Consider the following 18,908-nt stretch of genomic DNA (forward strand, 5'->3'; position numbering starts at 1 on the left):
GGGCTTGCCCGCGCGGCACGGCTTGGCCGGCGCGACGACGGCCGTGCGCAGCACGTCGCGGGCGTGGCAGGACGGCAGGAACGCGGCCGCGAGCAGGCAGGCGCCGGCGATCAGCGCGGCCGCGGTCGGTGGCGTAAGCGCTACGCCGAGAGTCGTTTTCATGCGATACCGAAGAGTGGGGCGGGGCGGCGCCGGGGCCGCGATGCGCGTTCGAACGCGCTTATGCGTCTATGGTGCGGGCGCGCCGCGGATGCGGCATGTGCGGAACGTCCTCCCCCGGGCCGCGGTGAAGCGCGCGCGAAGCCCCGCATTGCACGTCAACGGCGGCGGCGCTGCCAGCTAGGAACGACCCTAGTGGGCGCGGCACGGGATCGAACGCAACGCGGCCGGCGAGGCGTTGCGGCTGCATCCGCGGCGGGACGCAGCGGCCGCGCATCGCCGCCGGCGCGGGCCGCGGCTCAGCAGGCGGGCCGCGGTTGCCTGCCACGTGCGAGCGCACCTGCCCGATGCGCAGGAACCGGCGGACGCGCGCCGGCGGTCGCTGCCGCGTGGCGTGCGTCGTGCGCCGGCGTTCGATCCACTGCGGGTCGCCCGCTCGCCCGGCCGCTCGCGCAAGCGAGCGCCGCCGCAGTCCGTGTGCGCGGCTTCGGATCGCGTGGCGCAAGCCGCGAATCCAGAGGCGAATGCTTAGACCAACGCGCAGACCGATGCGCAGGCTGATGCGCAGGCCGATGCGCAGCTAATGCGCGAACCTGCGGACGGCGGACCCAGCTTGCAGCCGCATTCGCGGGCTTTTTCGAACGTTCGTTCGCAAGTCCGCCGAGTTGCTTGCCGGAACAAAGGTGCTGCGACGCCGCATGACGCGCGCCTTTGTCATGCTAATTTTCCGTCCATACCGCATCCCGCGCAGTACGGCCGTCTTCCCCCGCCGATCGCGTATACGTCGTGGATGCTCCGTGCCATGGAACGCACGCGGACGGCGCGACCTGCCGCGCCGTCGTGAGACATCGAAGTCCAATGGTTTCGCCGCAACGCCGCCAAAGAGGGGAATGTCCGATGCTCGCTCGCCCGCCGGGTCGCAAGGCCCTGTCGTTCGCTGTCGCCCTGAGCCTGGCCGCGTCGGCCGCCGCGCATGCGCAAGCGCCCGCCGCCGCCCAGGACGAGGAGGCCAAGACCCTGGCCGGTCTCACCGTCACCGCGCAAAAGCGCGAGGAGGCGATGCAGGACGTGCCGATCTCGATCACCGCCTTGCCCGAGCAATTGCTGCGCGACACCGGCGTGCGCGACATCAAGGACGTGCAGCTGCTGGTGCCCGGGCTGACCGTCAGCAGCACCCAGAGCGAAGTGCAGACGGTGGCGCGCATCCGCGGCATCGGCACGGTCGGCGACAACGCCGGCCTGGAGTCCTCGGTCGGCGTGGTCATCGACGGCGTGTACCGGCCGCGCAACGGCGTGGGCTTCGGCGACCTCGGCGAGGTCGAGCGGATCGAAGTGCTCAAGGGCCCGCAGGGCACGGTGTTCGGCAAGAACACCTCGGCCGGCGTCATCAACGTCATCACCCGCCGGCCCGACTACACCACCAAGGTCGAGGGCGAGCTGACCATCGGCGACTACGGCGCGGTCGGCGCGGCCGGCTCGTTCAACACGCCGCTGGGCGAGAATGCCGCGTTCCGCATCTACGGCGCCAAGCGCAAGCGCGACGGCTTCACCGACGTCGAAGGCGGGCGCGGCCCGCGCGCCGAGCGCGAGGACGGCGACCAGAACTTCCACACCCTGCGCGGGCAGCTGCTGTTCGAGCCGACCGAGAACCTCGACATCAACCTGATCGCCGACTACAGCAGCCGCGAGGAGAACTGCTGCGTTGGCCTGACCACGGTGCGCGGCCCGACCTCGGCGATCATCAACGCGCTGGTCGGCGGCGTCGGCGTGGCGCCGGCGGCCGATCCGTTCGCGCGCCGCGCCTGGAGCAACCGGCCGACCACCCAGGACATCAAGGACAAGGGCGTGTCGGCCGAGATCAACTGGATCACGCCCTGGTTCGGCGGCGCGACCTTGACCTCGATCACCGCCGCGCGCGACTGGCAGGCGATCAACGGCCTGGATTTCGACTTCACCACCGCCGACATGATCTACCGCAATCCCGACCCGGACGAATCGCTGACCGGCTTCAAGCAGTTCAGCCAGGAACTGCGCCTGACCGGCGCGACCGACAAGCTGGACTGGATGGTCGGCCTGTTCTATTCCGACGAAGACCTCAAGCGCCACGACTCCTACAGCCTGGGCAGCGCCTACGAGCCGTACCTGTCGACCGCGGTGCTGAGCCAGATCGCCGCGCGCTTCCCGGCCGGCGTGGTCAACACCGCCAACGCCGCGACCTTCCTGTCGCAGGCCAGCGGCCGCCCGTTCGGCAGCAACTTCGGCGGGCTCGGCGCGCTCGACCGCTACCAGCAGAACAGCAAGAGCGTGGCGTTGTTCACCAACAACACCTGGCACGCCACCGACCAGCTCGATTTCACCGTCGGCCTGCGCTACACCAAGGAAAACAAGGAACTCGATTCGGTCTATTCCAACCCCAACGGCGGCCTGGGCTGCGGCGCGGCGCTGGCCAATCCGGCGCGGGTCGGGCAGGCGCTGGCCGCGCGCGGGGTGCCGCTGGCGGCGATCGGTTCGCTGGTGCCGCAGGTGGTCGGCTTCATGTGCCTGCCGTGGGCGAACGCGCTGCACAACGGCCGGGTGACGAGCCAGGAGCGCGACGAGAAGGAATGGTCGGGCACGCTCAAGGCTGCCTACCGCTGGAACGAGCACGTCATGGGCTACGTCTCGGCCGCGCGCGGCTACAAGGCCGGCGGCTTCAACCTCGACCGCGTGCAGTCCTCCAACGGCCTGTCCTCGGGCACCGCCGGCATCACGCCGGTCAACGACACCTCGTTCCCGGGCGAGTTCGTCGACAGCTACGAGCTCGGCGCCAAGACCACCTGGGCCGGCGGCAACCTGCTGCTCAACGCGACCTTGTTCCACCAGACCTACAGCGACTTCCAGCTCAACAGCTTCCTCGGCACCAGCTTCGTGGTGCGTTCGATCCCGAAGGTGCGCTCGCAGGGCATCGACACCGAAGTGCTGTGGCAGACCGGGATCAAGGGCCTGATGCTGCAGGGCGGGCTGATGTACGCCGACACCCAGTACGGCAAGGATCCGCTGCCCGACGCCGACCTGGCCAAGCTGCCCGGCGCGCGCGCCAGCTTCGCGCCGCTGTGGTCGGCCTCGGCGGCGGTGACCTACCAATGGGACTTCGGCCCGAGCCTGATCGGCCGCTTCAACATCGGCGCCAAGTACTCTTCCGAGTACAACACCGGCTCCGACCTGGACCCGGAAAAGGCCCAGCCCGCCTACACCGTGGTCAACGCGCGCGTCGGCGTCGGCGCCAAGAACCGGCGCTGGATGGTCGAGGCCTGGGCGCTGAACCTGTTCGACGAGGAATACACCCAGGTCGGCTTCGACGCGCCGCTGCAGACCGGCTCGTGGAACGCCTTCCTCGGCGCGCCGCGGACCTACGGCGTGACCTTGCGGGTGAGTTACTGAGCCATCGGATCGGTTCGGGTGGCAGCCGCGCGCGCGGGGCGTGCGCGGCTGTCGTCGGCGCATTTCGGACCTCGTCGTTTCGCTGCGGCCTGCCGGCCCGCGGTCGCGGCTGGCGCCGCTCCTACAGTCGGATCGCAAGCCTCGGCCGTGCCCTGTAGGAGCGGCGCGAGCCGCGACGCGGGCCTCGCAACAGCCGATGCATCGACCGCAGCCGGCGTCCAGTCCGCGCAGACCGCGGACTCGCCACAGGCACCCGCCGCACCTCCGCACAACCGATCGCGCTGACATAAATCACTGGCGCCGCGCACACCCCAATCGCCGCGCGGCTTGCGCGAAAACCCCGCAAAAAAACTGCGAAACCGCGATGACGAGCGGCACATGCCGAGGCTCGCGCGCGCGCCTAGCGTGAGCCGCGCATCCGGCCACGGAACGGCGCCGCCCGCGAACCCGAGGTTCGCCTTCCGCCTGGAGCCGCCCGCATGAGGTCCTTCGCCCGCAACTGCGCCCGATGCTTGCGCCTGGCCTTGTTGGCCGCGCCGGCCGCTGTCGCCGCCGCGCCCGATCCGGCGCCGACGATCTTCTCTCCCGGCGTCATTTCCGGCCCGGCCCACGACGCCGCGCCGGCGTTCGCGCCCGACGGCCGCAGCGTCTGGTTCGGCCGCCAGGCGCCGGACGTGGCGGTCATCCTGGAATCCCGCCGCAACGCGCGTGGCTGGAGCGAACCGTGGATCGCGCCGTTCTCCGGCGAGTGGACCGACATGGAACCGGCGATGGCGCCGGACGGTTCGTACCTGATCTTCGTATCGAACCGCCCCGCGCATCGCGGCGAGAAGCCGCGCGACGGCCACTACAACGGCAAGACCTGGCCCGGCAAAGGCAGCGCGCTGTGGCGCGTGCGCCGCAACGCCCACGGCTGGAGCGAGCCCGAACGCCTGTCCGCGCGGATCAACCGCAGCGATGCGGTCTACGCGCCGAGCATCGCCGCCGACGGCACGCTCTACTTCATGCAGCCCAACGCCGCGACCGGCCATTTCCAGTTGTTCAGCGCACGCCTGCGCGGCGGCGACTACGACGAACCGCAGCCGCTGCCGTTCAGCGGCGGCGAACAAAGCGACGTCGATCCGGCGGTGGCGCCGGACCAATCCTTCCTGATCTTCGGCTCGCGCCGCGCGCCGGCCACCGCCTCGATGGACCTGTTCGTGGCGTTCCGCGAAGGCGAGGGCTGGGGTGCGCCGCAGTGGCTGGGCGAACGCGTCAACAGCGCCGGCTCCGACGCCGAACCGCGCCTGAGCCCGGACCTGGCGACCCTGTACTTCAGCAGCGAACGCAGCCAGCCGGTGAGCGACCCGCGCACCCGCGCGCAACGCCGCGCCGACCTCGCCCGGATCCAGTCCTGGGACAACGGGCTCTACAACATCTGGCAAGTCCCGCTGCAGCCGCTGCTGTCCGCGTACCGCTCCGAACCCGCAACGCACTGACCCGTAGCCCCTGTAGGAGCGGCGCAAGCCGCGACGCGGCCGATCCGAGGTCCGATGCACCGCCTGCAACCGACACCCCCGCACGAGCGCCAACGCCGCGACCTGCCACTCCGCAGTCGCGGCTCGCGCCGCTCCTACAGGTAGATCGCCACCTTCCGCAGCCCGTGTAGGAGCGGCGCAAGCCGCGACGCGGCCGATCCAGCGTCCGAAGCAGCGCCTGCAACCGACACTCCACGCACGAGCGCCGACGCTGCGACCTGCCACCCCGAGGTGCGATGCCCCACCTGCAATCGATCCAAGCCTGCGCCACCGCGCACACCCGGCCGACCCACCCGGCAAAGCCCGCGCCGCAACGCCCGTTATAGTGGCGCCCATGAGCGCCCACACCCCCGCCATCGCCCCCGCCGAAACCACCGACGCCGCCCTGGATGCCCTGGCCGCCCGGATCGGCGAAACCGCCCGCCGTAACCACCACATGCTGGTCACCGCCGAGAGCTGCACCGGCGGCTGGATCGCCAAGACCCTGACCGACATCGCCGGCTCCTCGGCCTGGTTCGAATGCGGCCTGGTCGCCTACAGCTACGAAGCCAAGCAGGCGCTGCTGAGCGTGCGCCCGCAGACCCTGGAGCAGCACGGCGCGGTCAGCCGCGAAACCGTGATCGAAATGGTCTCCGGCGCCCTGGCCAACACCGGCGCGACCCTCGCCGTCGCGGTCACCGGCATCGCCGGCCCCGGCGGCGGCACCGAGGACAAGCCGGTCGGCACGATCTGGGTCGCCTGGAAGCGCCGCGGCGGCTACCCGCGCGCCGAAGCCTTCCACTTCGACGGCGACCGCGAAGCGGTGCGGCGGCAGACCGTCGCCGCGGCGCTGCAGGGCCTGGAAACGCTGGCGTCCTGATCCCGCGGCAACCAACGCAACTCCGCGATCCCCCTGTAGGAGCGGCGCAAGCCGCGACCGCGCTGCGGCAGATCGCGACGAAGCGTAACCGCAGCGACGACTGCGCCGGCCGCGCCCATGCATCGACTGCCGAGACGGCCGCGTCGCGGCTCGCGCCGCTCCTACAGGGCGTTATCGCAACTCCGCGATCTACCTGTAGCAGCGGCGCAAGCCGCGACCGCGCTGCGGCGGATCGCGACGAAGCGTAACTGCAGCGGCGACTGCGCCGGCTGCGGCCATGCCTCGGCTATCTAGACGGCCGCGTCGCGGCTCGCGCCGCTCCCGCAGGGCGCTATCGCAACTCCGCGATCTACCTGTAGGAGCGGCGCAAGCCGCGACCGCGCTGAGGCAGATCGCGGCGAAGCATAAACGCAGCGGCGCCTGCGCCGGTTTCAGCCGTACCTGGGCTATCGAGACGACCGCGTCGCGGCTCGCGCCGCTCCTACAGGGGTCATCCGAACCCCGCGCGACAGATCACTCCAGCGAACGCTCCCAGATCTGCCCGACCAGATCGTGGCCGAAGCTGTGGTGCCGGTTCTCCTCGACCAGCACGAACCCGAAGCCTTCGTAGATGCGCCGCGCCGCGACCAGGATGTCGTTGGTCCACAAGCGCATGCGCGGATACCCCGCCTCGCGCGCGAAGCCGATGCAGGTCTCTACCAGCCGCCGCCCCACGCCGAGCCCGCGCGCGCGCGGGTCCACCAGCAGGCAGCGCAACTGCGCGACCTGCGGATCCTCGGCGTTGGCGACCACGAACACGCAGCCGACCCGCTCGCCGTCGATCTCGGCGATCCAGCAGCGTTCGCGCGCCGGATCGTGGCTGCCGGCGAACTGCGCGAACAGCCGCGCCACCATCGCCTCGAACTCGCCGTTCCAGCCGTACTCGTCGGCGTACAGGCGGGCGTGGCGCTCGATCGCCCAGCCGATGTCGCCGATGCCGTACTCGCGCACGCGCAGGCGCTGCGGCGCCGGCAGCGCATGCGCGGTCAGCGCGCGCTCGGCCTCGCCGATCGCGCGCAGCAGGCGCTCGCGATCCAGCGCCGACAGCGTCGCCAGCATCGCCGCGGTGCTCTCGTGCGAGCGGCGGTCGAGCACGGCGAAGGCCGCGCGGCCGGCGCCGGTCAGGCGCAGCGCGAAGCTGCGCGCGTCGTGCTCGCTGCGCTGCTTCTCGACCAGCCCGGCATCGACGAAGGCCTGCACGATCCGGCTCAGATAGCCCGCGTCCAGCCCCAGCGTTTCGCCGATCTCGCGCGCCGCCACCGGTTCGCGCTGGGCCAGTTCGAACAGCACCCGCGCCTGGGTCAGGGTGTAGGGACTGTCGAGCAGGTCCTCGCGCAGCACGTCGATGCGGCGGGTGTAGAAGCGGTTGAAGGCGCGGACGGCGTCGACCTGGGCGGGGGCGATCGGCTCGGGCGTGGCGTGGGCGGACGCGGACTCGGAGTGCATGGCGGCGGCGCGCTGGGGACGAGCGGGCAGGGTGCGGCAGTTATTTGACTGAGTCAATCAATTCACGGACGAGCGGCCTTGCTCGACCGGCTCGTTAGTAGTAATACTACTAACCATGAATCTGACCGACACCCAGCAAGCCATCCTCGCGCTGATCGCGGAACGGATCGACGCCGAGGGTTTCCCGCCGTCGCAGACGGAGATCGCGCGCGCCTTCGGCTTCAAGGGCGTGCGCGCCGCGCAGTATCACCTCGAGGCGCTCGAGGCGGCCGGCGCGATCGAACGCCTGCCGGGCCGGGCGCGCGGCATCCGCGTGCTGCAGCCGCCGCCGCAGGCGCAGCGCGAGCTGGGTCTGGTCGCCGCCCCCGCGCAGGCCCTGGACGAGGACGCGCTGCGGTTGCCGGTGCTCGGCCGGGTCGCCGCCGGCGCGCCGATCGGCTCGGCCGCCGGCGTCGAGCCCGACAACTACGTCCTGCTCGACCGCAACATGTTCTTCCCGTCGCCCGACTACCTGCTCAAGGTCAAGGGCGACTCGATGCGCGACGAGGGCATCTTCGACGGCGACCTGATCGGCGTGCACCGCACCCGCGACGCGCGCTCGGGCCAGATCGTGGTCGCGCGCATCGACGACGAGATTACCGTCAAGCTGCTCAAGATCGGCAAGGACCGCATCCGCCTGCTGCCGCGCAATCCCGATTACGCGCCGATCGAAGTCCTGCCCGACCAGGATTTCGCCATCGAAGGCCTGTATTGCGGCCTGGTCCGGCCCAACCGTTGAGCGCTGCCGTCATGGACCGCGACCGCCCGTTCGACCGCTACGGCAGCGCGCGCGATTGCGCCGCAGTGACCGCCGCCGAGGCCGCCCTGCGTGGCCTCGACGAGGCGATTTCCGCGGCGCTGGCGCGGGGAAATCCGACCCTGGCACCGGCAACCGCCCGGCAGCGCACGGCCGCTTCGGCGGATAATTTGGCTCTCGGCGCCACGGTCTCAGCCTCTGCGATACGCGCCCTCTAACGTATCCCCACCACGACAGACTTAAGGAACACAGCGATGGACGAGAACAAGAAGCGCGCGCTTGCGGCGGCCCTGGGCCAGATCGAGAAGCAATTCGGCAAGGGCTCGGTGATGCGCATGGGCGACCGCGCGGTCGAAGCCGCCGAGGTCGTCGGCACCGGCTCGCTGATGCTCGACATCGCCCTGGGCATCGGCGGCCTGCCCAAGGGCCGCGTGGTCGAAATCTACGGTCCGGAATCCTCCGGCAAGACCACCCTGACCCTGCAGGCCATCGCCCAGTGCCAGAAGAACGGCGGCACCGCCGCCTTCATCGACGCCGAGCACGCGCTCGACCCGATCTACGCCGGCAAGCTCGGCGTCAACATCGACGACCTGCTGGTCTCCCAGCCCGACACCGGCGAGCAGGCCCTGGAAATCGCCGACATGCTGGTGCGTTCGGCCGCGGTCGACATGGTCGTGGTGGACTCGGTCGCCGCGCTGACTCCCAAGGCCGAAATCGAAGGCGAAATGGGCGACCAGCTGCCGGGCCTGCAGGCCCGCCTGATGTCGCAGGCGCTGCGCAAGCTCACCGGCAACATCAAGCGCTCCAACACCCTGGTGATCTTCATCAACCAGCTGCGCATGAAGATCGGCGTGATGATGCCGGGCCAGAGCCCGGAAACCACCACCGGCGGCAACGCGCTGAAGTTCTATGCCTCCGTGCGCCTGGACATCCGCCGCATCGGCTCGATCAAGAAGGGCGACGAGATCATCGGCAACCAGACCAAGATCAAGGTGGTCAAGAACAAGCTGGCCCCGCCGTTCAAGCAGATCGTCACCGAAATCCTCTACGGCGAGGGCATTTCGCGCGAGGGCGAGCTGATCGACATGGGCGTGGAAGCCAAGCTGGTCGAGAAGTCCGGCGCCTGGTACAGCTGCGACGGCGAGCGCATCGGCCAGGGCAAGGAAAACGCCCGCCAGTACCTCAAGGAAAATCCCGAAATGGCCCAGCGGCTGGAAGCCAATCTGCGCGAGAAGTTCGTGCCTGCCGAGGCTTCGCGCGAAGAGGCCGGCGGCGAGGACTGATCCTCGGCGGCCAGGCAGCGAATCGTCCTTGCAATGAGTTCCGATCGGGATGACGGACGGCGTCATGGTGGTGACGCCGGCGACACGGCCGGGCAGGGTGGCGAGCCCTCGCCCGGCCGTGGAGCGGTACGTCTGAACGATCTGCGCGCGCGCATGCGCGCCATCGAAACAGGGAGCCGGTCCGCAGGCGCGGACCGGCCGTCCCGCGAATCCTCGCGCCACGAAACTGCGCTTTCTGCTGATGCGCAGGCCCAGGGCCCGGGGCGACTCGCAGGGCAGGGCGGAGATTCGGCCGGGCCCGTCGAGTCCGCACCCGAATCGGTCCGCAATTCGCAAGCGCAAGCGCCCCGGCTCGGGCGGCTCAGCGACGGCTCCCGCCATACCGGCGACGCCGCAGGACCGGGCTCTCCTGCAACTGCCGACGTCGACCCGGCGCAAGGCGGCCTCCCACCCGCGCAAAACACTCCCGAAACCGCCTTCGAACACCCGTTTGCCGACGGCGACGGCCACCTGTTCGACCAAAGTACTAGTGGCCCCTCGCGCCGCGAGCGCCGTCGCGCGTCGCGCGAGCAGAGCCCGACCCAGCGCGCGCTCGGCCTGCTGGTCCGGCGCGAACATTCGCGCAAGGAACTGACCCGCAAGCTGACCTCGCGCGGCTTCGACCGCGAGCAGGTCGTCGATGCCGTCGACCGCCTCGCCGAAGCCGGCTGGCAGAACGACGAGCGCTTCGCCGAAACCCTGGTCCGCAGCCGCGCCAACAATGGCTATGGCCCGATCCATATCCGCGCCGAACTGGGCACCCACGGCCTCGACGGCGAGGCCGTCGCTGCCGCCATGGCGGCCTTCGAAGGCGACTGGCTGGAGAACGCCCGCGACCTGCTCCGGCGCCGCTTCGGCGAGGACTACGGCGACGACCCGGCACGCCGCCGCAAGGCCGCCGATCTGCTGATGCGGCGGGGCTTCGAGATGGAAACCGTTCGCATCGCCAGCCGTTCGTACGCGCCGGACTGAACGTTCAGGCACTTTTACGGTAGAGCCTTGCGCACAAAGGCCTCCGGCCTGCTAGGCTACGCGGCTTTCGGGTCCCGGGTTGCCTGTTCCAGTCGATGCCCCCATCGTGGTGGCATGGGTTCGGTCGAGCGCTCCGCTCCCGACCAGGCGAATCTTCCCAGGCATGAAAACGACCACCGAAATCCGCAGCGATTTCCTCGAGTTCTTTCGGGGCAAAGGCCACACCATCGTGCCGTCGGCGCCGTTGGTGCCGGCCAACGACCCGACGTTGCTGTTCACCAACTCGGGCATGGTGCAGTTCAAGAACGTGTTTCTCGGCAGCGAGAAGCCGGGCTACGTGCGCGCGGCCGACGTCCAGCGCTGCCTGCGCGCCGGCGGCAAGCACAACGACCTCGACCAGGTCGGCTACACCGCGCGCCACCACACCTTCTTCGAGATGCTCGGCAACTGGTCGTTCGGCGACTACTTCAAGGCCGACGCCATCGCCTGGGCCTGGGAACTGCTGACCGGCGTGTGGAAGCTGCCGGCCGAGCGCCTGCTGGTCACGGTCTACCACACCGACGACGAAGCCTACGATCTGTGGAACAAGAAGATCGGCATCCCGGCCGAGCGGATCGTGCGCATCGGCGACAACAAGGGCGCGCCGTTCGCTTCGGATAATTTCTGGCAGATGGCCGACACCGGCCCCTGCGGCCCGTGCACCGAGATCTTCTACGACCACGGCGCGCACATCGCCGGCGGCCCGCCGGGCTCGCCGGACGAAGACGGCGATCGCTTCATCGAGATCTGGAACCTGGTGTTCATGCAGTTCGACCGCCAGCCCGACGGCACCCTGGTGCCGCTGCCGGCGCCGTGCGTGGACACCGGCATGGGCCTGGAGCGTCTGGCGGCGGTGCTGCAGGGCGTGCACGGCAACTACGAGATCGACCTGTTCCGCCACCTGATCGCGGCCGCGGCCCAGGCCACCGGCACCGCCGACCTGGAAAACAAGTCGCTGCGCGTGATCGCCGACCACATCCGCGCCTGCTCGTTCCTGATCGTCGACGGCGTGCTGCCGTCCAACGACGGCCGCGGCTACGTGCTGCGCCGGATCATCCGCCGCGCCCTGCGCCACGGCTGGATGCTCGGCCAGAAGGGCCCGTTCTTCCACAAGCTGGTGCCGGCGCTGGTCGAGGTGATGGGCGATGCCTATCCCGAACTGGCCGCGAAGGCCGAGTTCGTCGCCCAGGCGTTGCGTGCCGAGGAAGATCGTTTCGCCAATACGCTCGGCAACGGCATGCGGATCTTCAACGATATCGCTGCTCGCTCCGCTGATGGCGGTGTCATTTCGGGCCGCGATGCGTTCACCCTGTACGACACGTTTGGTTTCCCGGTCGATCTGACTGCGGACATCGCCCGCGAGCGCGGACTGACCGTCGACATGGACGGTTTCGACAAGGCGATGGCCGAGCAGCAAGGCAATGGCGGCGGAATCTTCGTCAACAAGACCGCGATGCCGGCCGAACTCGCCGCGCGTTTGTCCCCGACCGAATTCCTCGGCTACGACCGCCTCGCCGAAGCCGGCCTGCAGGTCGTCGCGCTGCTGCGCGACGGCGTCGCGGTCGACGAACTGCGCATCGGCGACGAAGGCGCGGTGATCCTCGACCGCACGCCGTTCTACGCCGAAAGCGGCGGCCAGGTCGGCGACACCGGCCAGCTCGAAGCGGCCGGCGCGGGTTTCCGCGTCGACAACACGCTCAAGTTCGCCGGCCAGTTCCACGGTCACGTCGGCGTGCTGACCGCCGGTAGCCTCAAGGTCGGCGACCGCGTCGGCGGCGCCGTCGACGCGAACCGCCGCGCCGCCACCGTGCTCAACCACTCGGCGACCCACCTGCTGCACGCGGCCCTGCGCCGCCTGCTCGGCGAGCACGTCACCCAGAAGGGCTCGCTGGTCGCGCCGGATCGCCTGCGTTTCGACTTCTCGCACTTCAACCCGCTGACCGACGCCGAGCTCGCCGAGCTCGAGCGCCAGGTCAACGCCGACGTGCGCCGCAACTACGAAGCCGAAGTCCACCAGATGGGCATGCAGGAAGCCCTGGATTTCGGCGCGATGGCGCTGTTCGGCGAAAAGTACGGCGATCGCGTGCGCGTGCTGCGCATGGGCGAGGCCTCGACCGAACTGTGCGGCGGCACCCACGTGTCTCGCACCGGCGACATCGGCCTGTTCAAGATCGTCGCCGAAGGCGGCGTCCAGGCCGGCGTGCGCCGGATCGAGGCGGTGACCGGGCAGGGCGCGCTGGACTACGTGGCCGAAGAGGAAGCGCGCCTGGAGCAGGCCGCGCGCCTGCTCGGCGGCAACCCGGCCGACGTGGCCGACAAGCTGCGCGCGCTGCTGGACCGGCAGAAGAAGCTCGAGCGCGAGCTCGAATCGATCAAGGCCAAGGCCGCCTCCGGCGCCGCGGCCGACCTGGCCGCCTCGGCGGCGCAGATCGGTCCGGTCAAGGTCGTGGCCACCCGGCTGGAAGGTTTCGACGCCAAGGCGTTGCGCGAGGCGGTCGACCGCCTCAAGCAGCAGCTCGGCGATGCGGTGATCGTGCTGGCGGGCGCCAGCGACGGTAAGGCGGCCTTGGTCGCCGGAGTGAACGGAAGCGCGGCTGGCAAGGTCAAGGCGGGGGAACTCCTCTCGCACGTGGCCAGTCAGATCAACGGTAAAGGCGGCGGCCGACCGGACATGGCTCAGGGCGGCGGCGACGACGGCCCGGCCCTGATCCAGGCTCTTGCGGGCGTCGCGCAGTGGGTTGAGAGTAAGCTTGTCTGAATGGCGAACAGTGACTGCTATCGCTTGCGACCTCGCTTGACCGGTCGCTAAGATGGTTCACGTTTGTGTACAAATTGAAGCATTCTTCCGTATGGAGAGAATGCCAACGCCGGTGCCCAGGGTGCCGGCTCGAGGAGGTTTTCAATGCTGATCCTGACGCGTCGCGTCGGCGAAACCCTGATGATCGGCGACTCGGTGACCGTCACCGTGCTCGGCGTCAAGGGGAACCAGGTGCGTATCGGTATTACCGCACCTAAAGATGTCGCGGTACATCGCGAGGAGATTTACCAGCGCATTCAGCGCGGCGAGGACGCGTCGGACGATTCGGGCAAACACACGGGCGGCTGATGAAAAAGTTCGCCTGAAACGCAGCGGCGGATATTGCTGTAATTCAGGCGAGCCGTTATGATTGCCGCCCGCATCGCTTGATAGATGCGGAGAGTTGCCCGAGTGGCCGAAGGGGCTCCCCTGCTAAGGGAGTATAGGGTCAAAAACTCTATCGAGGGTTCGAATCCCTCACTCTCCGCCAGTTGTACCGAAGCCGCCTTCGGCGGCTTTTCTTTCGCCGGACCGTCCATGCGACACGGACGGATCAGCGGAAGGGTTTCACGGAAATGTTGACGGACTGCAATTCGTCCGCCATAATTTTCCAACTAAGCGCCCGTAGCTCAGCTGGATAGAGCACCAGGCTACGAACTTGGGGGTCGGAGGTTCGAATCCTTCCGGGCGCGCCATATTGAGAAGCCGGCAATCGCGAGATTGCCGGCTTTTTCTTTGCGTGCGATTTGCTTGCGCGATTGGGCGTGCGATCGGGCGCATCGAATCGCGGTAGGGCGTTCGTAAGCGGTGGGTGTGTGCGATTGCGTTGGTTGCGCGGTCGTTCGTGTTGGCGTGGTCGCGGCTTGCGCCGCTCCTACAGGTAGGCCATGCGAGAACGGACCACGCGTGCGACGTCGCTGCATGAGCTACCTGTAGGAGCGGCGCAAGCCGCGACCGCGAACGAAACGTCGCGACGAATGCTGGAAGAGCGGCCGCAATCGGCTGCGATCGCGCGACTTCGCGATCCGCGCGATTGCCGTAGCGACGCGGTCGTGGCTGCTTGTGCCTACACGCCGCAACCTCGCGCAGATCCGCACACCGTAGGCCTGACCGCTGCGATGCTTTCGATGATCGCGACGCCGAACGCGTACGACCGCCGCAGGTTCTTACTCAATCTGTCGCCATAGCGTCGCGACCATGCAAAGGTGCTTCCCGTCGCGCGCGAGACACGTCATAATTGCACTCAGGCGCCCGTAGCTCAGCTGGATAGAGCACCAGGCTACGAACTTGGGGGTCGGAGGTTCGAATCCTTCCGGGCGCGCCAGAAATCGGAAAGCCGGCAATCGCGAGATTGCCGGCTTTTTCTTTGCGTGCGGTTCGGCGTTTTGGCGGCGGAAGGTTCTCGCGGCCGGTTGGTGCGGTAGCGCGACCTGCGCGGTGGATTGTGGCGGCGTGGTCGCGGCTTGCGCCGCTCCTACAGGTAGGCCATGCGGCGGCGTCGCACGCGTGGTTCGCAACTGACGTTCTTGCATGGGCTACCTGTAGGAGCGGCGCAAGCCGCGACCGCGAACGCGACGCCGCGGCGTATGCCGGTATCGCCGTCGTAATCGGTTCGAACCCGCGATTCCGTAACTCGCGCGGCGGTTGCTCTGGCGCGGTCGCGGCTTGCGCCGCTCCTACAGGGAGATGCGGGAGATGCGCGCGAACGGGCGCCGTCAGCGCTTGTCGATGAAACGCAAGCCCACGCCCGGTTCGGTGGCGATGTAGCGCGGTGCGGCGGCGTCGTCGCCGAGTTTATGGCGCAGTTTGCCGACCAGGATGCGCAGGTAGTGGGTGTCTTCCTGGTGGGTCGGGCCCCACAGTTCGCGCAACAGTTGCGGTTGGGTCACCACCCGGCCGGCGTGCTGGAACAACAGGGCGAGCAGCGCGTATTCCTTGCGCGCCAGCGGAACCGGTTCGCCGTCCAGGTGCACTTCGCGCCGGGCCAGGTCGATGCGCAGGCGGCCGTCGTCGAACACCGGCAGGGTTTCGCCCTGCGGGCCGTGCGCGCGCAGCAGGGCGCGCACGCGCGCCATCAGCTCCTGCACGCCGAAGGGCTTGGTCACGTAGTCGTTGGCGCCGCCGTCGAGCGCGGCGACTTTCTCCGCTTCGCTGGAGCGCACGGTCAGCAGGATCACCGGCACGCCCGACCATTGGCGCAGTTCGCGCAGCACATCAAAGCCGTCGCGGTCGGGCAGGCCGAGGTCGAGGATCATCAGGTCGGCGCCGCGCGTGGCCAGCGATTCCAGCCCGGCGTTGCCGGTGTCGGCCAGGTCCACCGCATAGCCCTGCGCGCGCAGGGCGATGTCGAGGAACTTGCGGATCTGCGGTTCGTCGTCGACCACCAGCACGCGCGCGGGCGGCGGGGCTTGCGGCGTTGGAGCGTGCGGATGCGGGGCGTGTTCCTCGGTCATGGCGCGGGGGCGTCGGCCTTGGGTTCGGGTTCGATGGGCGGCAGGGTAATGCGGATCGTGGTGCCGCGGCGACCCTGAGCATCGGGCTGGCCGGGCAGGGCGACCACGCTGCCGCCGTGGGCGCCGATCATGCCCTGGCAGATCGCCAGGCCCAGGCCGGTGCCCTGGCGGCCGCGGTCGCCGCGCTCCACGCTGTAGAACATGTCGAAGATGCGCGCGCGTTCGTCCTCGGGGATGCCGGGGCCGCGGTCGCTGACGTCGATGCGCAGCAGATGGTCCGGCCCGCCGGGTTCGCCGTCGACGCGGCGCGCGTCGATCGTCACCGCCGCGTCGGCCGGGGAGAACTTGACCGCGTTCTCCAGCACGTTGAACAGCGCCTGCTCGATCAGCGCCGGATGCACCCAGATCGGCCCCAGCCCGGGCTGCACGCGCACCTCGAACCGCGCCGCCGGCTCGTAGCGCTGCAGCCGCGTCACCGCCGAGCCGATCAGCTCGTCCACGCCGATCCAGTCGCGGTTGAGGGCGAGGCCGCCGTGGCCGAGCCGGGTCATGTCGAGCAGGTTCTGGATGTAGCGGTCCAGCCGCTCGCCTTCGATGCGGATGGTTTCCAGCAATGCGTGGCGGTCCTCGCGCGGCATCGCGTCGGCGTAGTTGTCCAGGCTGCTGGCCGCGCCGATGATCGAGGCCAGCGGCGAGCGCAGGTCGTGCGAGACCGAGGACAGCAGCGCCGAGCGCAGGCGCTCGGTCTCGCCGCTGACGCGCGAGTCCTCCAGGTCGGCGACCAGGCGCGTGCGCAGCACCGCCTGGGCGATGTCGTCGGTCATCGCCTCGGCCAGGCGGCGCTGCTCCGGCCCGAGCCGGGTCAGCGACGGCGGCAGGCGCAGGCCGACCAGGCCGGCGGCGGGCTTGTCGCCGGCGTCGCCGGACAGCGGCAGCAGCCACCAGTCCGAACCGGCGAGGGTGTCGGTGTAGCGCCCGGCCGGCTGGCGGTGCTTGAGCGCCCAGTCGGCGGCGGCGCGGTCCTTGTCGCTGAGCTCGGGCAGGTTCGGGCCGGCCAGCGGCGCCTGGCCGACATAGACGAACACCTCCGCGCCGAGCGAGCGCTTGAGCGCGCGCTTGCCCGCGCGCACGACCTGGCCGGCGTCGGCGGCGACGGCCAGCTCGCGCCCGAGCGTCTGCAACTCGGTGGCATGGGCGTTGGCCGCGCGCAGCGCCAGCACCTGCATGCGCAGCTTCGACGCCAGGCGCCCGGCGACCAGCGCCGCGACCAGGAACAAGGTCACCGTGGTCACGCCCTGGCGCGCGCCGATCAGCAAGGTGTAGCGCGGCTCGATGAAGAAGAAGTTGTAGGCCAGGAAGCACAGCGCCGAGGCCAGCACCGCCGCGGTCATGCGGGTGCGCGCGGCGACCACGACCACGGCGACGATGAACACCAGCGACAGATCGTCCAGGCCGATCCAGCGTTCGGCGAAGCCGGCCAGGATCACCGCCATCGCCACCGCGAACACCGCCAGCGCGGCGTCGCTGCGGCTGAGCAGGCCGCGCAGGCGGCCGCCGTTCTCGCGCAGCGAGCGGCGCGCGCGGGCGCGCGCCTCGGGCGTGCTGACGATGGTCAGCTCGTAGTGCGCGCCGCGCTGGATCAGCTGCTGGGTCAGGGTGCGGTTGACCATGCGCGCCAGCGGCCGCTCGCGGGTGCGGCCGAGCACGATGGTGGAGACGCCGGCGCGTTCGGCATGATCGAGAAGGGCGTCGACGATGCTGTTGCCGTGCAGCACCACCGCCTCGCCGCCGAGCCGGCGGGCCAGGGCGAAGGCGCGGTCGAGCTCGCCCTGGGTTTGCGCGTCGGGCGCGCCGCCGGTCTGCACGGTGACGACCAGCCACGGCGCGTCGCGGCGTTCGGCCAGGCGCCGGGCCACGCGCACCAGGTATTCGGATTGGCCGAGGCCGTCGATGGCGACCATCACCGCGCGCCGCAGCGGCACCCCGGGCAGGCCGCGCGCGGTCTGCGCCTCGCGCAGGTCGCTGTCGACGCGGTCGGCGGCGGTCTGCATCGCCAGCTCGCGCAGCGCGGTGAGGTTGGACGGCGAGAAGAACGCCTGCAGCGCGTGCGCGGCCTGCTCGGGCACGTAGACCTTGCCCTGCTGCAGGCGCTCGATCAGCTCGCGCGGCGGCAGGTCGACCAGGACGATGTCGCGCAGGCGGTCGAACAGCGCATCGGGCACGGTCTCGCTGACGCGCACGCCGGTGATGCGGTGGACGACGTCGTTGAGGCTTTCCAGGTGCTGGATGTTGACCGTGGTGTAGACGTCGATGCCGGCGTCGAGCAGTTCCAGCACGTCCTGCCAGCGCCGCTCGTGGCGGCTGCCGGGGGCGTTGCGGTGGGCGAGCTCGTCGACCAGCGCGACCTGGGGCTTGCGCGCGATCAGCGCGTCGAGGTCCATTTCCTCGAGCGTGCGGCCTTGGTAGTCGCTGCGCTTGCGCGGCAGCACGTCGAGGCCTTCGACCAGGGCCGAGGTTTCGGCGCGGCCGTGGGTTTCGACGATGCCGACCACCACGTCGATGCCGCGGCGCTGCAGTTCGCGCGCGCGGCCGAGCATGGTGTAGGTCTTGCCGACGCCGGGCGCGGCGCCGAGGAAGATGGTGAGGCGGCCGGCGCCCTGGCGTTGCAGTTCGCCCATCAGGGCATCGGCTTGGGCGCTGCGGGGGTCGCTCATGCGGGGATTGTGCGCTTGGGGGGTGAGGGGTGTGTAGTGGGCGGGTTGGGTGGCGGTCTGGGGTTCCGGTTGGGGGGCGCGTTGTGATTTGCATCGTATCCGCGGCTGGCTGCGGTAGTTGCCGAAGCGCCTGTAGGAGCGACGCGAGTCGCGACCGCGAATACGCAACTACGCCGAAACCGACGGGGTGGCTGCGTTGTTGCGGTCGCGACTCGCGTCGCTCCTACAGGGGCTTCGGCGAGTTTCGTATCTCCCTGTAGGAGCGACGCAAGTCGCGACCGCGCCAATGCACCTGCGACGAACGTCCCCTAAGCCCGTTGGTTTCGCCTGACGACCCGCCAAGATCAAAGGCTTCCGTCCGCAAGCGGCCGGGTC

Annotated in this window: 12 protein-coding genes and 3 tRNA genes; 12 read left to right on the plus strand and 3 right to left on the minus strand. The window is 69.7% G+C overall.

What is annotated here, in order from left to right; genetic code table 11:
• Window positions 1-1,056: 1,056 nt before the first annotated feature.
• From A7A76_RS09360 to A7A76_RS09370, 3 genes are all read left to right on the plus strand, one after another.
• Window positions 1,057-3,579 (plus strand): TonB-dependent receptor, encoded by a 2,523-nt coding sequence (locus tag A7A76_RS09360; protein WP_206410955.1) that lies wholly within the window; start codon window positions 1,057-1,059, stop codon window positions 3,577-3,579.
• 479 nt (window positions 3,580-4,058) lie between these two features.
• Entirely contained in the window at window positions 4,059-5,057 is a 999-nt protein-coding gene (locus A7A76_RS09365; protein ID WP_206410956.1) for a TolB family protein, read from the plus strand.
• 373 nt (window positions 5,058-5,430) lie between these two features.
• Window positions 5,431-5,955 (plus strand): CinA family protein, encoded by a 525-nt coding sequence (locus tag A7A76_RS09370; RefSeq protein ID WP_206410957.1) that lies wholly within the window; start codon window positions 5,431-5,433, stop codon window positions 5,953-5,955.
• 513 nt (window positions 5,956-6,468) lie between these two features.
• On the opposite strand, the gene A7A76_RS09375 is transcribed toward A7A76_RS09370, so the two are convergent.
• Window positions 6,469-7,440: a bifunctional helix-turn-helix transcriptional regulator/GNAT family N-acetyltransferase gene (locus tag A7A76_RS09375; protein ID WP_206410958.1), complete on the minus strand. Its 972-nt coding sequence runs from the start codon at window positions 7,438-7,440 to the stop codon at window positions 6,469-6,471.
• A gap of 115 nt (window positions 7,441-7,555) precedes the next feature.
• Here A7A76_RS09375 and lexA point away from each other — a divergent pair, with 115 nt between their 5' ends.
• The 9 genes from lexA to A7A76_RS09420 all read left to right on the plus strand — a co-directional run bounded on the left by lexA (window position 7,556) and on the right by A7A76_RS09420 (window position 14,690).
• Window positions 7,556-8,218 (plus strand): transcriptional repressor LexA, encoded by a 663-nt coding sequence (gene lexA / locus A7A76_RS09380; protein WP_206410959.1) that lies wholly within the window; start codon window positions 7,556-7,558, stop codon window positions 8,216-8,218.
• Complete coding sequence (locus tag A7A76_RS09385) at window positions 8,215-8,454, plus strand: hypothetical protein (protein WP_206410960.1); 240 nt, start codon at window positions 8,215-8,217, stop codon at window positions 8,452-8,454. Before lexA ends, A7A76_RS09385 begins: the two co-directional genes overlap by 4 nt.
• Window positions 8,455-8,490: 36 nt before the next feature.
• The gene (recA, locus tag A7A76_RS09390; RefSeq protein ID WP_206410961.1) at window positions 8,491-9,519 is read left to right on the plus strand and encodes a recombinase RecA; all 1,029 of its coding nucleotides are present in this window, start codon (window positions 8,491-8,493) and stop codon (window positions 9,517-9,519) included.
• 510 nt (window positions 9,520-10,029) lie between these two features.
• Window positions 10,030-10,530, plus strand: a complete 501-nt coding sequence (gene recX, locus A7A76_RS25580; RefSeq protein WP_241200837.1) for a recombination regulator RecX — start codon at window positions 10,030-10,032, stop codon at window positions 10,528-10,530.
• 163 nt (window positions 10,531-10,693) lie between these two features.
• Entirely contained in the window at window positions 10,694-13,327 is a 2,634-nt protein-coding gene (alaS, locus tag A7A76_RS09400; RefSeq protein ID WP_206410963.1) for an alanine--tRNA ligase, read from the plus strand.
• Between the two features lie 144 nt (window positions 13,328-13,471).
• Window positions 13,472-13,675, plus strand: a complete 204-nt coding sequence (csrA, locus tag A7A76_RS09405; protein WP_057948118.1) for a carbon storage regulator CsrA — start codon at window positions 13,472-13,474, stop codon at window positions 13,673-13,675.
• A gap of 88 nt (window positions 13,676-13,763) precedes the next feature.
• Window positions 13,764-13,856 (plus strand) — tRNA-Ser (locus A7A76_RS09410).
• A gap of 128 nt (window positions 13,857-13,984) precedes the next feature.
• Window positions 13,985-14,061 (plus strand) — tRNA-Arg (locus A7A76_RS09415).
• 552 nt (window positions 14,062-14,613) lie between these two features.
• Window positions 14,614-14,690, plus strand: a tRNA-Arg gene (locus tag A7A76_RS09420).
• A gap of 391 nt (window positions 14,691-15,081) precedes the next feature.
• On the opposite strand, the gene A7A76_RS09425 is transcribed toward A7A76_RS09420, so the two are convergent.
• Window positions 15,082-15,819 carry a response regulator gene (locus A7A76_RS09425; protein ID WP_206410964.1) on the minus strand — a complete coding sequence of 246 codons (738 nt, stop codon included), beginning with the start codon at window positions 15,817-15,819 and terminating at the stop codon, window positions 15,082-15,084.
• Window positions 15,816-18,533, minus strand: coding sequence for a sensor histidine kinase (locus A7A76_RS09430; protein ID WP_206410965.1), 2,718 nt, complete (start codon window positions 18,531-18,533; stop codon window positions 15,816-15,818). Before A7A76_RS09430 ends, A7A76_RS09425 begins: the two co-directional genes overlap by 4 nt.
• Between the last annotated feature and the right edge of the window lie 375 nt (window positions 18,534-18,908).

The sequence above is a fragment of the Lysobacter enzymogenes genome (assembly GCF_017168095.1).
Lineage (GTDB): Bacteria > Pseudomonadota > Gammaproteobacteria > Xanthomonadales > Xanthomonadaceae > Lysobacter > Lysobacter enzymogenes_D.

Coding starts and splice junctions, on each gene's coding strand:
- alaS (WP_206410963.1), top strand. CDS start 10,694: ATGAAAACGACCACCGAAATCCGCAGCGATTTCCTCGAGTTCTTTCGG.
- A7A76_RS09430 (WP_206410965.1), bottom strand. CDS start 18,533: ATGAGCGACCCCCGCAGCGCCCAAGCCGATGCCCTGATGGGCGAACTG.
- A7A76_RS09375 (WP_206410958.1), bottom strand. CDS start 7,440: ATGCACTCCGAGTCCGCGTCCGCCCACGCCACGCCCGAGCCGATCGCC.
- A7A76_RS09360 (WP_206410955.1), top strand. CDS start 1,057: ATGCTCGCTCGCCCGCCGGGTCGCAAGGCCCTGTCGTTCGCTGTCGCC.
- A7A76_RS09365 (WP_206410956.1), top strand. CDS start 4,059: ATGAGGTCCTTCGCCCGCAACTGCGCCCGATGCTTGCGCCTGGCCTTG.
- csrA (WP_057948118.1), top strand. CDS start 13,472: ATGCTGATCCTGACGCGTCGCGTCGGCGAAACCCTGATGATCGGCGAC.
- A7A76_RS09370 (WP_206410957.1), top strand. CDS start 5,431: ATGAGCGCCCACACCCCCGCCATCGCCCCCGCCGAAACCACCGACGCC.
- lexA (WP_206410959.1), top strand. CDS start 7,556: ATGAATCTGACCGACACCCAGCAAGCCATCCTCGCGCTGATCGCGGAA.
- recA (WP_206410961.1), top strand. CDS start 8,491: ATGGACGAGAACAAGAAGCGCGCGCTTGCGGCGGCCCTGGGCCAGATC.
- A7A76_RS09425 (WP_206410964.1), bottom strand. CDS start 15,819: ATGACCGAGGAACACGCCCCGCATCCGCACGCTCCAACGCCGCAAGCC.